Annotated in this window: 13 protein-coding genes; 5 read left to right on the top strand and 8 right to left on the bottom strand. The window is 59.2% G+C overall.

Going from position 1 to position 14976, the window contains the following annotated elements:
* Positions 1-46: 46 nt before the first annotated feature.
* Complete coding sequence (locus J7380_RS05240) at positions 47-1072, top strand: LacI family DNA-binding transcriptional regulator (protein WP_209194802.1); 1026 nt, start codon at positions 47-49, stop codon at positions 1070-1072.
* On the opposite strand, the gene J7380_RS05235 is transcribed toward J7380_RS05240, so the two are convergent.
* Both J7380_RS05235 and J7380_RS05230 read right to left on the bottom strand, forming a co-directional pair.
* A complete protein-coding gene (locus J7380_RS05235) occupies positions 1069-2040 on the bottom strand; it encodes a LysR family transcriptional regulator (protein WP_209194801.1) in 972 nt (323 codons plus the stop codon). The two genes, J7380_RS05240 and J7380_RS05235, sit on opposite strands and share 4 nt — an antisense overlap.
* 88 nt (positions 2041-2128) lie before the next feature.
* A complete protein-coding gene (locus J7380_RS05230; protein ID WP_209194800.1) occupies positions 2129-4564 on the bottom strand; it encodes an FAD-dependent oxidoreductase in 2436 nt (811 codons plus the stop codon).
* A gap of 184 nt (positions 4565-4748) precedes the next feature.
* On the opposite strand from J7380_RS05230, the gene J7380_RS05225 reads away from it, so the two are divergent.
* Together J7380_RS05225 and J7380_RS05220 are read left to right on the top strand one after the other, a co-directional pair.
* Positions 4749-6266, top strand: a complete 1518-nt coding sequence (locus J7380_RS05225; RefSeq protein ID WP_209194799.1) for a trimethylamine methyltransferase family protein — start codon at positions 4749-4751, stop codon at positions 6264-6266.
* Between the two features lie 60 nt (positions 6267-6326).
* On the top strand, positions 6327-7295 hold the full coding sequence (locus J7380_RS05220) for an agmatinase (protein ID WP_209194798.1): 969 nt from the start codon (positions 6327-6329) through the stop codon (positions 7293-7295).
* Here J7380_RS05220 and J7380_RS05215 read toward each other — a convergent pair.
* The 5 genes from J7380_RS05215 to J7380_RS05195 form a co-directional block, all read right to left on the bottom strand.
* Positions 7292-8266, bottom strand: a complete 975-nt coding sequence (locus tag J7380_RS05215; protein ID WP_209194797.1) for an arginase family protein — start codon at positions 8264-8266, stop codon at positions 7292-7294. The genes J7380_RS05220 and J7380_RS05215 overlap by 4 nt on opposite strands.
* 51 nt (positions 8267-8317) lie before the next feature.
* On the bottom strand, positions 8318-9907 hold the full coding sequence (locus J7380_RS05210; RefSeq protein ID WP_209194796.1) for an ABC transporter permease subunit: 1590 nt from the start codon (positions 9905-9907) through the stop codon (positions 8318-8320).
* Positions 9900-10937 (bottom strand): glycine betaine/L-proline ABC transporter ATP-binding protein, encoded by a 1038-nt coding sequence (locus tag J7380_RS05205; protein ID WP_170356140.1) that lies wholly within the window; start codon positions 10935-10937, stop codon positions 9900-9902. The genes J7380_RS05210 and J7380_RS05205 overlap by 8 nt, the downstream gene beginning before the upstream one ends.
* Positions 10938-11021: 84 nt before the next feature.
* The gene (locus tag J7380_RS05200; RefSeq protein ID WP_209194795.1) at positions 11022-11972 is read right to left on the bottom strand and encodes a glycine betaine ABC transporter substrate-binding protein; all 951 of its coding nucleotides are present in this window, start codon (positions 11970-11972) and stop codon (positions 11022-11024) included.
* A gap of 232 nt (positions 11973-12204) precedes the next feature.
* Positions 12205-12582 (bottom strand): helix-turn-helix domain-containing protein, encoded by a 378-nt coding sequence (locus tag J7380_RS05195; RefSeq protein ID WP_209194794.1) that lies wholly within the window; start codon positions 12580-12582, stop codon positions 12205-12207.
* Between the two features lie 112 nt (positions 12583-12694).
* On the opposite strand from J7380_RS05195, the gene J7380_RS05190 reads away from it, so the two are divergent.
* Complete coding sequence (locus J7380_RS05190; protein ID WP_209194793.1) at positions 12695-13303, top strand: NAD(P)H-dependent oxidoreductase; 609 nt, start codon at positions 12695-12697, stop codon at positions 13301-13303.
* On the top strand, positions 13290-14006 hold the full coding sequence (locus J7380_RS05185) for a glutathione binding-like protein (protein WP_209194792.1): 717 nt from the start codon (positions 13290-13292) through the stop codon (positions 14004-14006). The genes J7380_RS05190 and J7380_RS05185 overlap by 14 nt, the downstream gene beginning before the upstream one ends.
* A gap of 5 nt (positions 14007-14011) precedes the next feature.
* On the opposite strand, the gene J7380_RS05180 is transcribed toward J7380_RS05185, so the two are convergent.
* Positions 14012-14881, bottom strand: coding sequence for a LysR family transcriptional regulator (locus tag J7380_RS05180; protein WP_209194791.1), 870 nt, complete (start codon positions 14879-14881; stop codon positions 14012-14014).
* Between the last annotated feature and the right edge of the window lie 95 nt (positions 14882-14976).

Below are 14976 nucleotides of genomic sequence, written 5' to 3'. Positions count from 1 at the left end.
TCCATAGAGGTACACTCATTGGCAAAGGTGAATTACGGATTTGGAAATGTCGAAACCGCGCTCAGCCCCGACGCTGGATGATGTCGCCAAAATGGCCGGAGTTTCGACCGCGACAGTGTCACGATGCCTGAACAATCCCGATCGCGTCGTCGCCACAACCCGCGAGCGGGTTCGGGCCGCCGTTGACGCTTTGGGCTATACGCCCAACTTCGCCGCCCGGGTTATGGCGGCCAAGCGCAGTTTCACCATCGGGGCGATCATTCCAACCATGGAGAATGCTATTTTTGCAAGGGGCCTGCAGGCATTCCAGGAGGAGTTGCATCTGCGCGGTTACACGCTGCTTGTGTCCAGTTCCGCCTACAAACCTGATATTGAAGAAGAACAAATCCGAAAACTGGCTGCGCGGGGTGCGGATGGCCTATTGTTGATCGGTCATGACCGTGACCCAGAGATTTATAAGTTTTTGGAAAGCCGCAGAATTCCGACGCTGATCGCGTGGTCTTACCGGCCCAATGCACTGGCACCGTCTATTGGTTTCGATAACCGCAAGGCAATGCGCAACCTTGCAGCGCGCGTGATTGCGGCGGGTCACACCAGAATCGGGATGATTTCGGGGATCAGCGAAGGCAATGATCGCGCCCGGCTGAGAATTGAGGGCGTTCAAGACGCCGCCAACGCGCGCGGTCTAAACCCAGACGGTTTCACGATAGTCGAAACGCCTTACGAAATCGAAAACGGTGGCGCTGCGTTTGCTGAACTTATGGCACAACCTATCCCACCGACCGCAATCCTGTGCGGCAATGACGTTCTAGCCGTGGGGGCTGTGCGGCGCGCACAAGACATGGGCCTGCGTGTCCCTCAGGATGTATCCATCACCGGGTTCGACGATATCGAACTGGCCCGGATCGTCTCTCCGGCATTGACGACAGTGCATGTGCCACATCGTGAAATGGGGCGCAAAGCGGCGCTACAACTGGTTGAGATGGTTGAAACGCAAAGCCCCGGACAAGGCGAGCAACTGGCGACCAGTATAGTATCCGGCGGATCACTTGGACCGCCACCCCAAGGTTAAGCGGCCTCGGCCTCCATTGTACGGAAATCATCCTTGAGCCAACTGTGGGTGGCACACATCGGATCGGTGAAATGCTGACGAATGAGTTTTCCCATGGCCTTTTGGATCAGCGCCGATGTGGTTTCAGGGTAAACTTCGGTTGTGAACAGCGACACCGTGCGAACAAAGTTACGCCCCGGGAACGGCATTGCCTTCACGCTATCGTGGAACCTTTGGGCGCGGTGGAAACACGCGGCGGTCGTAATCGCCCACCCTGCCCCTTCTGCGACCAGACCGATGATGGACTGGTTGCACTCCAACTCGAAACGGTTGGGCAAGTTGTACTTGCTTCGCGCCAGTTGGATTTCGATCTGCTTGCCGATCATGTAGTCCCGCGAATAGCGTAAAAGAGGCAATTGCGCATCTGGCGTGAACAAATCGCTCGCCGTTCCCTCAAAACCAGCGGGCAGGATAACGATGAACGGATCCCGCATCAGAGGGTATTCGATCAAACCTTCCGTCCGCTCGGACGGGCGCGTGGCAACCCCCGCATCCAGTTTGTGTTCCTGTAGCTTCGCGATGATCTCATGGCTGGGCCGGGTGAAATGGCGGAAGTTGCAACGCGGCAGGGCCTGCGCCAGAAACCGGAACAGATCTGGTGCGATCTGATTGTCGAAATCGTCGATCAGTGCCAACCGTAAATCTGTAGCGTGCCGCCAGTTTCCCGTGCGGATTTCAGCCTCACCTCGTTTCAACGTGGTAAGCCCGTCGCGCACATAACGCGAAAAGACCTCACCAGCCGGGGTTAGACCCATCGGACGTCGACTGTGATCAACCAGTTCGATACCCAATGCCTTTTCAAGACTGCGCAAGTGATTTGACACAGTACTGATCGACAAACCGGTTTCCGACGCAACTTGCTGAATCGACCCGGATTTGGCGATCAACTGAAAGACTTCCAGCCAGCGCAAGCTTAGGGATTTGGACACGAGGACCACCTACAGTTTCGATTACTTCGAAACTATCGAACCAGAGAATGATCCCCAGAGCAATCCGGAAGTTGAGCTTGTATCGCGTTCAGGATTTGATCCGACCGAAATCCGGATCGTAAGGCGACGGTGCAATCACAACCGCGGACACACGCTCACCGCATCGGTCCAACTCCATTTCCGACCCGACGTCTGCCAGCCCGGGATCAACAAAAGCATGGGCAAGGTTCAGTCCAATCCGATGCCCCCATTCACCCGAAGTGATCGTTCCGATGACCTCATTTCCCCGCATCAGCGAAGCGCCGGGATGCGCCGGGCCTTGATCCGTGTGAACCTGCAGCACAACCAATTTCCGACGAGCACCCGCGGCCTGTCGCTGGAGCAGGGCATCGCGTCCGATGAAATCGCCCTTGTCCAGCCTGACGAACCGATCCAGCCCGGTTTCGAACGGGTCGAACTCGGTGATCAGATCGGCCTTCCAATGCAGAAAGCTCTTTTCCATGCGCATTGACTCGACCGCGCGCGCGCCGAACAGCTTGAGTCCATGTGCTTCGCCGCCCTGCCGCAATGCCAGATAAGCTGCATAAAGCGAGGCATTGGGAACGTGGATTTCATAGGCCAGCTCACCCGAGAAGCTGACACCCATCACGGTCGCCGGGGCGATGCCGATGAAACACTCTCGCACACTAAGCCATGGGAACGCCTCAGCCGACCAATCGCCACGTGCGCAAGCGCCTAGAACGTCGCGTGCTTTTGGGCCCGCCAAAATCAGGATCGTCTGGTCGTTGGTCAGGCTGCGCAGCTGGACGTCCTCGTCGCTCCGCAAATGGCGGGTCAGCCAGTCCATGTCGTGGAACTCGCTGGCTGCTGCCGAGCCGTACCAGACACGCGCTGGCCCCCGGTCGCTGGCGGGAAGATTGGCCACGGTCGCCTCACCCTTGACCATACCATGGTGGTTCAGCAGATAGCCCAGCCCCACGCGCCCGTCGCGCTTTGTCACAGAGCCGCAGAACATCCGGTCGAGAAAAGCGTGACGGTCCGCGCCGGTGATCTCAATCCGGTTGAAACCGTTCACCTCGGCCAGCCCCACATTGGTCTGGACATTGGCAACCTCGGCGGCCACCAGATCGAAGGTTTCGTCAAAATCGAAACTGTGAGTGGGCGCAAAATCGGGCGATGGTTTGATGTAGTCTACCCTTTCCCACCCGTTCACGACGGTAAACTCGGCCCCCTCCGCCGCCAGAACCGGGGTCAGAGGCGTTGTCTTGGCGGGCCGCCCGGCAGGGCGGTGTTCATGCGGGAAGTGAAAGCGGAACTCGTTCTGGTAGTCCTCGATGGCTTTCAGCGCTGTCAGCTCCACATTCGCATGCCCCGTGAACCGACGCGGATCGAGGCACCATGTGTCATAACACGCCTCGCCATGCACGATCTGCTGCGCCAGCAGCCAGCCGTGACCGCCGCCCTCACCCAGCCCCGCGCGCAGGCCGATGATGCAAAACGCATTGCGCTTGCCCGGGATCGGCCCGACCAGAGGCGCACCGTCGATCGTATAGGTGATCGGGCCGTTTACCACCGTATGCACGCCCACCTCCATCAGCGCGGGCATCCGGGCAAATGCGCCCTCCAGCACATCCGTCACGCGGTCCAGATCGTCAGGACACAGCGCGTTGACAAAGTTCGGGTCGATCCCGTCCATGCCCCATGTCTTGCAGTCCTGTTCATAGAACCCCAGCAGCAACCCGTTCTTTTCCTGCCGGCAGTAATAGTCGCTGATCGGACACCGCAGCAGAGGCATCCTGTGGCCTGCATCCCGAATGGCGGGGATCTCTTCGGTCAGGAAATACTGATGCTCCATCGAGGCGACGGGGTGATGTACCCCCATCATCGCGCCCACCTCATTCACGCGATAGCCACCCGCGTTGACGACAATATCGCAGTCGATATCGCCCTTTTCGGTCTGCACGGTCCATGTATCATCGGCGTGTTGTTTCAGCCCAATGACCGGCGTGTTGCGATAGACCTCGGCCCCTGCTTTACGCGCCCGGCGCGCCAGCGCCTGACACAGCTGCGCGGGGTCGATATCACCATCCATCGGATCCCAAAGCCCGCCGATCAGGTTCTCGGTCGAGATCAGCGGGTGACGGCGCGCGCATTCCTCGGCATCTATCACCTCGAACTGCACGTCCATCCCGCGCGCCATAGAGGCGAAATGGCGGTAGCCCTGCATTTGCGCCTCGGTATTGGCCAGCCGGATGCCGCCGTCGCCATGGTGGTAGTTGATCGGATAGTCCGGGTCGTCGGCCAGTTCCTTATACAGACGGATCGAATGCGATTTCAGCCCGACCATCGTCTGGTTCATCCCGAAATTCGTCACCTGTGCCGCCGAATGCCATGTGGTGCCCGAAGTCAGCTCGTTCCGCTCGACCAGAACCACATCGCTCCACCCCTCCTGCGTCAGGTGATAGAGGGTCGAGCAGCCCGCAATCCCGCCTCCGATGACAACGACCTTGGTGCGAGATTTCATGGGCGCGGCTCCTGTTTTTGTTTCGACCAAGTTTTGCGGAACAATGCGCGCGCACGACAAGCTGCCTAGCGCTTGTATTGAAAAATCGAAACCGCGATTGCGGATTCTGCAAATTGCACTTCGCCTTTGCGTGGGGCGCAATGTGGCGCTTAGGTTTCGGGAAAAGCAACGGGAAAGGAACCGGATGAGCACGGGCAGCAAACGAAGCGGCAGACGCGCCCGGCACGCGCAGCGCGCGGCCGCACCCGTGATTGACCCCTGCCCGCCCGGCCAGATCGGCGGCGCGTTCAAGCCTCTTACTGAGCCCGAAATCGCGCAGATTTATGACACCGCCCTGCGCCTGCTGGAAACGCTGGGGATGGGCGAGGTGCCGGATCGGCTGGCGGGAGACCTGCGGGCTGCTGGCGCACACCCCGGACCTGAGGGCCGGTTGCTGTTCCAGCGCGCCATGGTCGAACAGGCCATTCAATCCGCCCCCAAACAATTCACCTTTCACGGCCGCGATCCCTCGAGGTCGATCGAGGTGGGCGGAGACCGGGTGTATTTCGGCACTGGCGGCGCGGCGGTTCAGACGCTGGATATTGAAACGGGGCTCTACCGCCCCTCAACCCTGACCGATCTGCATGATTTCACTCGGCTACAGGACACGCTGCCCAATGTCAGTTGGTTCACCCGCTGCTGCGTGGCGACCGATGTGCCGGACAACTTCGATCTGGACGTGAACACCGCCTATGCGCTGATCCGCAACACCACCAAACCGATTGCCACGTCCTTTACGCTGGCCGAACATGTCGCGCCCATCGTCGAGATGCTGGACATCGCGGCCGGTGGCCCCGGCGCATTCGCCGCGCGCCCGTTCCTGAAGGCCCATATCAGCCCGGTCATCTCGCCCTTGCGCTATGGCGAGGATGCGGTGGATGTGGTCTATGAATGCATCGCCCATAACATCCCCATGTCCTGTATCACCGCAGCGCAAGCGGGCGCCACGGCCCCCGCCACGCTGGCCGGGTTTCTGGCGCAATCACTGGCCGAGACTTTGGCCAGCCTCGTCATGGTCAACACGATCAAACCGGGCTTTCCCATGGTGTTTTCCAACTGGCCCTTCATCGTGGACCTGCGCACCGGGTCTTTTGCGGGCGGTAGTGGTGAAACCGCGATCCTGAACGCGGCCTCGGCGCAGATTTCCAACTGGTTGGGTCTGCCGTCGGGTGTGGCGGCCTCGATGACGGATGCCAAGGCGATTGACGCGCAATACGGGGCGGAAAAGGGCATCACCTCGATGGCAGCGGCGCTGGCGGGCGGGAACCTGATCTATGAAAGCTCGGGCATGACCGCATCGCTGCTGGGGGCCAGTTTCGAGGGCTTTATGCTGGACAATGAGATGCACGCCCACACCTACCGTGCCCTGCGCGGGATCGAAGTGACCGAGGAAAACCTTGGGTTCGAGGCGATCTGCCAATCAGTTCTGGGCGACGGGCATTTCCTGGGCAGCGCCCATACCTATGACGCGATGGAGCGGGATTATTATTACCCCGAACTCGCCGACCGGTCCGAGCCCCGCACATGGGCAGAGGACGGTGCCAGCGACGCATGGGCCACCGCCCGCGCCCACGCGAAAGAGGTGCTGGCAACGCACCGCCCTCAATATCTGACCCCCGAACAGGATGCGGAAATCCGCGCCCGTTTTCATATCCTTGATTGACCTTCCCCTATCCACCCTCGGCGGCTAGGCTCGGCGGGACTTGCTACGAATGAGGCCCCGATGACCGATCCCTTCTTTCAGCCCGTCTCGGCCATGGAACTTGCGCGATTTGCCGGCGTGCCGACCTTCATGCGCCTGCCCGGCATGACGCTGGATCACGCGCGGATCGCCGAGGTTGATATCGGGCTGGTCGGCATCCCCTGGGACGGGGGCACCACGAACCGCCCCGGCGCGCGCCACGGGCCGCGCCAGTTGCGGGATTACTCGACCATGATCCGCGCGATGAACCCGGTGACCGAGGTTGCGCCCTTTGCGATGATGAACTGCGCCGATCTGGGCGACGTGGCCCCGAACCCTGTGGATATCGAAGACACGCTGAACCGCGTGACCTCGTTCTACACTGACCTGAACGCGCGCGGCATCACCCCCCTGACCGCCGGAGGGGATCACCTGACCACCCTGCCCGTCCTGCGCGCGCTGGCCAAATCCGGCCCGCTGGGACTGATCCAGTTCGACAGCCATACCGACCTGTTCGACAGCTATTTCGGCGGGCACAAGTTCACCCACGGCACCCCGTTCCGCCGCGCGGTCGAAGAAGGGCTGGTCGATCCCAAACGCTTTGTTCAGGTGGGCATTCGCGGCACCGCCTATAACACCGAGGATATCGAGTGGGGCGAGGCGCAGGGCATCCGCATCATTCGCATCGAGGAACTGTTCGACCGGGGCATCGGCGATGTCATGGCCGAGGTGCGCAGCATCGTCGGCGACGCGCCGACCTATTGCACCTATGATATCGACTTTGTGGACCCGACCTTTGCCCCCGGCACCGGCACGCCCGAAATCGGCGGCCCGAACAGTTTTCAGGCCCAGCAGGTGATCCGCCAGATGGCCGGAGTGAACTTGGTGGGGGCCGATCTGGTCGAGGTCTCACCCCCCTTCGATGCCTCGGGCGGCACCGCGTGGCTGGGGATTTCGCTGATGTTCGAACTGCTCTGCGTGTTGGCGCAGGCCGTTGAGGCGCGCCGCTAACGGACGTTTTCGGCGATCATAGAGATCATCTCGAACATCACCGCTGCTGCGGTCAGGGCGGTGATGTTGTTGGGGCTGTCCTTGGTGGGCATCATGCAAACCACGTCCCCGCCCACGATATTCAGCCCGCGTGCGGCGCGTAAAATCCCCACGGCCTCGTCAATGTCGAACCCCTTCTCGCCGGGCTCCAGATTGGACACCGCAGGCGCGACAGTGGGGTCCAGGCAGTCCAGGTCGAAGGTGATATAGACCGGCCTGTCGCCCAGCACTTCACGCGTCTGCGCCACCACGTCCTCCAGCCCGCGTTGACGGAACTCGCGCATGGTGACGATGTTGTAACCATAGTCATAAGACGGCTGCAGCCAGTCCAGACTGCGCGGGTGGCCCCGCAGACCGATCTGCATTGAACGCGTCGGGTCGACCTGCCCCTGATCGGCCAGATACGCGCCCCAATGGGCAGCGGATTTCTTGGCCCCCAGAAAGTGGTCGACCTTGGTGAACACATCCGTGTGGGCATCCAGATGCAGAAAGCTGATCGGCTCTCCGCCGGCCAGTTGACCACGTCCCAAGGCCTGCACGATGCCGCCGGTGATCGAGTGATCTCCGCCCACCGACACGGGCCGCGCCCCTGCAGCGTCAATGTCTTTGTAAAAGGCCGTGATACGCTCGATGCAATCCTCGTTGTCATTGGCGCGCGGAAAGGGCACGTCACCCACATCAGCGATCTTGGCGCTGTTCCACGGATCGATCTCGAACACCGAATGCACCCGTCGCTGCACAGCCGAGACATGGCGCAGCGCGCGCGGACCAAGATGCTGATCCCGCTCGGTCGTGCCGTTGCCGGTGGAATGCGGGACGCCGACAAGCGCGATGTCCTGCCCCTCGGGGCCGGTATTGGGACAGCGGAACAGGGTCGGCACGCCCCACCAATACAGGTTATCCATCATCGACTGTTCATAGCGGTCGGTCATCTGCACCCCCTTCAAGAAAAAACGCCCCCGGCTGGCGGGAGCGTTTTGTGTTTAGATTTTCTCGTCTTCTCGCCGGAAGGCCCCCTGCACGATCCGGTCGATGACCATGGCGCAGAACAGGATGGCAAAGCCGCCCAACAGACCCGGACCCTTGGCCGCATATTGCAGCGCCTCAAGGATTTCCTTGCCCAGACCGCCGCCGCCAATCAGCGAGATGATCACTACCATGGACAGACACATCAGGATGGTCTGGTTCACCCCGGTCATAATCGAGGGCAAGGCCAGCGGGATCTCCACATCCTTCAGCAACTGCCATTTCGAGGCGCCAAAGGCGACCGCAGCCTCTTTGATGCTATCGGGCACGCCCCGCATTCCCAGCGCCGTCAGGCGGATCACCGGGGGCATCCCAAAGATAATCGTGGCCAGAATGCCCGGCGGGTTGCCGGTGCCAAAGAAGGCGATGATCGGGATCAAATAGACGAAGGCCGGCAGCGTCTGCATCAGGTCCAGCACCGGTTCCGCCGCACGGTAAGCCCGTGCCGATTTGCCGAACCAAATGCCCAGCGGAATGCCTATCACTACGCAAAGCAACACGGCTGCACCGACCAAGGCCACCGTCTCCATCGCCACATCCCAGTAACCCAGAAGTGCGATGTAAGCCAAAGAGGCAGCGGTGAAAATCGCCACACGCGGCCCCGCCGCACGCCACGCGGTGACGCAGATCACCAGCATCACGACCGGCCAAGGCGATCCGATCAATGCAATCGTCAACGCATCCAGGACCGAGCGCACCCCGGCGACGATCCCGTCGAACACGTCCCCGCCCGCAAGGGCTGCGGCGTCGATCTTGGCCTCCATCCAGCTGGCGAGGCTTGAGAACAGCGTGCCGCCATCTTCGCCCAGAAACAGGGCCGAGACCTCTTTCTCCGGGAACGCATCCAACATCGCGAGCGAAGCGTTGACGGTGAATTTATAGACGATCAGAGGCCCGATTGCGGCCACCAGAACGGCGCCCAGCACCGTGTTGCGCGTAGAACGCCCGCTTTCGGTGCTGTCGGGATCAATCCGCCAGCGCGAATACTGTTTTTCATAGATGCGGTCCGCGTAAAGCCCCTGCACAAGCTTGAACACCAGCAACATCACCAAGCCGGTCAACATGATCCCCAGCGATTCCGACTGGGCGGCCGCGGCTTTTTCAAAACTGCTGTCTGCTGCCCTCTGTATATTCTCGGCCAATTTGGTGAACCGGTCTATATCCCCCTGCTCGGTCGCAGAAGCGGCGCGTTCCAGCAGCTCGTTCGCGCGGGCCTGCTGGCGTTCCGCACGTTCGGCCATGTCGGCACCGGGATTGCCCCAAGCCCCGCGTCCGATTTGCACCCACGCTATGATTTCAAGGATCAGGAAAGTCCAGAACATCCCCCAAATAGCGCGCGAAGCGGACCAGAACGGACCCAGCGCTGCCGCCCATTTGTTGAACGTGTTCGGAACCGCGCTGGTCGCATCATGGATCTTGTGAAAGGCGTTGACGTAGTAATCCCCGTTCGGACCCGCAAATTCGTGGATCGAGCGGTCAAGTGCGTCGCGATCCACCTCGATATCCGAGGCGGCGGTGACTTTCAGTTCGGTGGTTGCGTCAGTCATTTTTGCCCCCCTGAATACCGCGCAGCAGACGCGGCTTGGTCACGACACCCACGTCGCTGCCACCATCCGTAATGATCACCGGCAGTTCAGTGTTAACGGCCAGATCAATCAACTGGTCCAGATCAGCGCCTTCATCGGCACGCGGCGCGCCCTCGGTCGGGCCGGAATAGCTGGCCAGCGGCTCCATGATCGAATGGGCCTTGACCAGTTTCAATTTGGAAATCCCCTGCACAAATTCGCGCACGTAATCGTCGGCGGGGTTCATCACGATATCTTCCGGCGTGCCAATTTGCACGATCACACCGTCCTTCATGATGGCGATGCGATGGCCGATGCGGATGGCTTCGTCCAAGTCATGCGTGATAAACAGCGTGGTCTTTTTCAGTTGCGCCACCAGCGCCTTGAACTGATCCTGCAACTGCAAGCGGATCAATGGATCGAGGGCCGAGAACGGCTCATCCATCAACAAAATCTCGGGGTCAGAGGCCAGCGCGCGGGCGATGCCAACACGTTGCTGCATTCCGCCCGACAGTTCTTTGGGCAAGCGATCCTCGTAGCCTGTCAGGTCTACCAGACCCAGCGCGTGGTCGGACACCGCCCAGCGCTTGGATTTCGACACCTTCCGAATTTCTAGCGGGTAAGCCACGTTATCGCGGACCGACCGGTGCGGCATCAGCGCCATATGCTGAAACACCATCCCGATCTGCTGAGCGCGAATGCGACGCAATTCGGATTCCGAGATTTTCGAGACATCCTGCCCCATGATCTCGATCTTACCCGCAGTCGGTTCGATCAGGCGGTTCACATGCCGAACCAGAGTTGATTTGCCGGACCCTGACAGGCCCATGATGCAGAAAATTTCGCCACGCGGCACCTCAAAGGTTGCGCCCTGCACACCTACGACACAGTTAAAGCGTTCAAGCACCTCGGGTTTTCCAATACCCTCGCTGCGGACAGCCGCCATGGCCTCTTCGGCGCGGGCACCAAAGATTTTCCAGACATTTTCAAGTTTTACGACAGGTTCGTCCATTTGCCCCTCATATGCGGGGTTTTCCCCGATCTATATGCAAAGGGCCGCCGCGAACTGGTCGCGACGGCCCCCTGGGAATGCGTCTTAGTTGGTCAGCCAGTTCAGAACAGTGTCTTCGTTGTTGGCCACCCAATCGCGGGCGAAATCAGCTGCTTCCATGTTGTCGACGGCAAGCGCCTTGCCCATCGCGCTCAGGTCGTCACCCTGCATCTGGTAGTTGCGGAACAGAGCGGCCACCTCGGGGTAGGCGTCTTCCAGCTCCTTGGCGTAGTGCAGGTGCAGCGTGGCGCCGTTCCAGGCCGAGGACGCCTCGGATTTATCCAGCCAGTCCGGATCATCTGTGGGCTGCACGATGGTCCAGGTCGCCGGATCATGGGCGGGCTCTTCCAGAACGGTCAGGTCCTGCGTCACAAAGATATAGTGCGGGCTGTAGCAGAAGCCGATCCACGGGTCGCCAGCCTTGGCGGCGTTGGCCAGATTCGCATAGGCGATGGTTTCTTCGTACTCGGTCAGATCGAAAATCTGGTCATAGCCATAGGACTTGGCCCGGATTTTTTCGACCACGGTCGAGGCCCAGCCCGGCGCACCGATCCAAACCTCGGGCGTTCCGTTGCCGTCGGTGTCAAAGATGGCCATCTTGTCCGGATCACTCAGATCGTCGATGGACTTGATGTCATATTTTTCAGCTGTCGCCGTGGGCACACACATGCCCTGCTCGGCCTGAACCGGGTTTTCGTTCATAACCACGGTGCCGTTATCTTTGACATAGGTGTCGTGCAGGTTCTGCTGGTTCGGCATCCAAACCTCGGGGTGGACATGCATCGCGCCAGAATCCATCGCCTCGAACACGATCGGGTTGGTGCCGTTCTGAAGCTCTACGTCCAAGCCCAGGTTTTCTTCGATCACAACTTCAAGGATATGCGCCGTGGCGTTCACCGATGCCCAGTTTGGCACACCGATCACGATATCTGCGGCAAGCGCGGGACCTGCGGCAAGAGCTGCTGCACTTCCCATAAGTGTGGTGAGTTTCTTCATCTGATATCTCCATGTTGGGCGTTCGCGATGCTGTTCTTTCGGCAAATGCCGGTCCCGCACCTTACAAACAGTCTCGGGAAGGTCTAACTCCCCGGATTTTTTGGCCAGCGGCTCGACGCGCCGGATTGGCCAGAAAAGTGAAGCATGGTGACGCAACACCCTTCAAGCCCTACGGAGGACAAATACATGTATTTGATATCATCGTATATTAGTTTCGAAAATTTCCGAACTTTTAACCAATGTCTGAAACGACGGCCGCAGGCAAAGTCTCGCTCCACTTGCTCAAATCGTCCAGAATGCCCAGCGCGCTGCGGCCCAGCTCGGTGACAGAGTATTCGACCGAAACGGGCGATGTCTGTAGCACGTGCCGCCTTACTAAACCTTGTGCCTCAAGCTGACGCAAACGCTCGGTTATCATCTTTTTGCTGGCACCTGCGATCATGCGGGACAAGTCATTGAAACGCACGGGCCCGTCTTTCAGGTGCCAAAGGATCGAACCCGTCCACTTACCGCCGATGATCCGCATCCCGCGCTCGACCGAGCAAGGTTCGAGGCAGGCTTCTGCCACTTGTTTTCGCCCCCGATTATCCTGACTGACCTTTGCACGCATGTCATATCCCTTATGAAAAAGAAGGTTACTAAAAGTATACTGGTTGCTTTTTATCTCCGCCAGCCCCAACTGCTTCGACACGACATTCCCAAGATTGAAAAAGGGCATAGACATGAGCAATATCCTGATCCTCAACGGCACACAGCCTTATGAAGCGGCCCCCGGTGCTCTGAACGCCAGCCTGACCGAACAAGCCAGCACCCAGTTGCGCACGCTGGGCCACGATGTCCGGGTGACTACGGTCGCCGAAGGCTATGATGTCGACACAGAAGTCGCGAACCACTTGTGGGCGGACACAGTCATCATGCAATTCCCGGTGAACTGGATGGGCGTGCCGTGGGTCTTCAAGAAATACATGGACGAGGTCTATACCTCGGCCATGGATGGACGGTTTGCACATGGCGATGGGCGCACCAGTGACGCCCCTAAATCCAACTACGGTATGGGCGGCGTGTTGCACGATAAAAGCTATATGCTGTCAGTCACGTTCAACGCCCCGGTCGAAGCGTTCGACAACCCGACCGAGCCCTTCTTTGCCGGCGATAGCGTAGATGACCTGCTGAAACCGCTGCACCTAACGGCGAAATTCATGGCGATGAAACCTCTGCCGACTTTTGCCGCGTTTGATGTTATGAAGAACCCGACGATCGAGGCAGATTTTGCCCGGTTCCAGACACATCTGAATTCTACATTCGCCGAGGCAGACAATGTCGCAGCCTGATATTCACCTGTACACCGCAGGAACGATGAACGGTTATAAGCCGGTCATTTTTCTGGAAGAGGCCGGAATTCCTTACGACCTCACCCATATCGACTTTTCCAAACAAGAACAAAAAGCGCCAGATTATCTGGCGCTGAATCCCAACGGTAAAATACCGACGATCTATGACCGGTCCGAGGGGCGCGCCATATTCGAAAGCGGCGCGATCCTGTGGTACCTGGCCGAAAAATACGGAAAGTTCCTGCCGGAAGACCCGATCAAACGATCCGAAGTCATGCAATGGGTTTTCTTTCAGGTCGGTCATATCGGACCCATGATGGGACAGGCGATGTATTTCCAACATATCGCCGCCCCCAATGGGCACGACGAACCGTTCTCGATCCGCCGTTACGTCGATGAAAGCCGCCGCCTGCTAGAGGTTATGAACACACGGCTTGAAGGGCGCGACTGGATCGCCGCAGATGAATACACCATCGCGGATATGATGCTTTACCCTTGGGCGCGGGCCTATGTCTGGGCACGGGTCAAGGTGGACGATCTACCTCATCTGAACGCCTGGTTCGAACGCATCGACGCCCGGCCCGCCGTTCAGAAAGCGTTGACCATTCCCAAGGCAAACCCCCAATTCTGGGACGCAAGCGCCGATGCGTCGGCCTTTGCCAAAGAAAACGCCGCGCGGTTTGCGGGCGACGTCAAAAAATAGAAGCCCTAAGCATCATATGCGAGAATGAGGTGCTCTGCGGCCTCGGTCAGTTCGGGAAAGCGTGACCGCTCTTTGACGTACAAAAAGACCTGCCTTTGATCCGGCAGGTCTTTTATCTCGCGAAAGGCGGTGGCTTCGGGAATGAACTCTGCCACCGTTTGAGGCAGAACCGTCGCCCAATTGCCCGTCCTGACCATCGTGATCAAAGAATGTGTGTTGCGGATCGTGATGTCAGCCTGATCAATCGCCTCATGAAACCGCGGCGACGTGATCAGGTCGCACAGGCTGTTTCGAATGAACGGCACGGTCCCCAGATCGGCAATACACGGGGGTTCAACCTGCCGGATCAGCGGGTGATCGGCAGCACAGACCAGCCCGAACCGGTCTTGTAACAAGGGCTTGGTATGAAAACCGTTCAGCGCGTGATGCCCCGAGGCAATTCCGATATCCGCCTTCCCTTCGACCAATGCATCCAGGACCTGCTGTGTATCAGTGTCCCGCAGATCAACCTTCGCCCCGGGAAAGCGTTGTATCAGGTGCCTCAGAACACGCGGAAACACCAGCGCTGCGACCGATGGCACCGATGCTATGCGCAACAGGCCTTGTTCAGCGTTGGCAGCCGCTTCTATGTCCTGCACGCTCTGATCGAATTGGCGCACCTGCTTTAAAGCCAGTTCAAACACTTGCGCCCCAAGAGGAGACAAGCGGTTCTTACGCTCACCCTCGAACAACTTGCGGCCCAGATGGTCCTCGAACTGCTTCAGTGTCATAGAAACGGCGGATTGCGTCCGCCCGAGCCGAGCTGCGGCCTCAGTCAGATTGCCGGTTTGGACAACAGTGCAAAAACAGCGCAAAGTTTCAATTTTGATTGCCATACTTCAATTTTACTGAACTTTTCTTCACTTGTTTGAATTTGACTGATGCGCCGAGGAAAAGCCATCCTTCGCGCAACTCTTTTTTCTCTGGGGCG

It is taken from the genome of Ruegeria sp. R8_1 (assembly GCF_017743815.1).
GTDB classification, from domain to species: domain Bacteria; phylum Pseudomonadota; class Alphaproteobacteria; order Rhodobacterales; family Rhodobacteraceae; genus Ruegeria; species Ruegeria lacuscaerulensis_A.
This window is presented reverse-complemented; position numbering and strand designations above follow the sequence as displayed.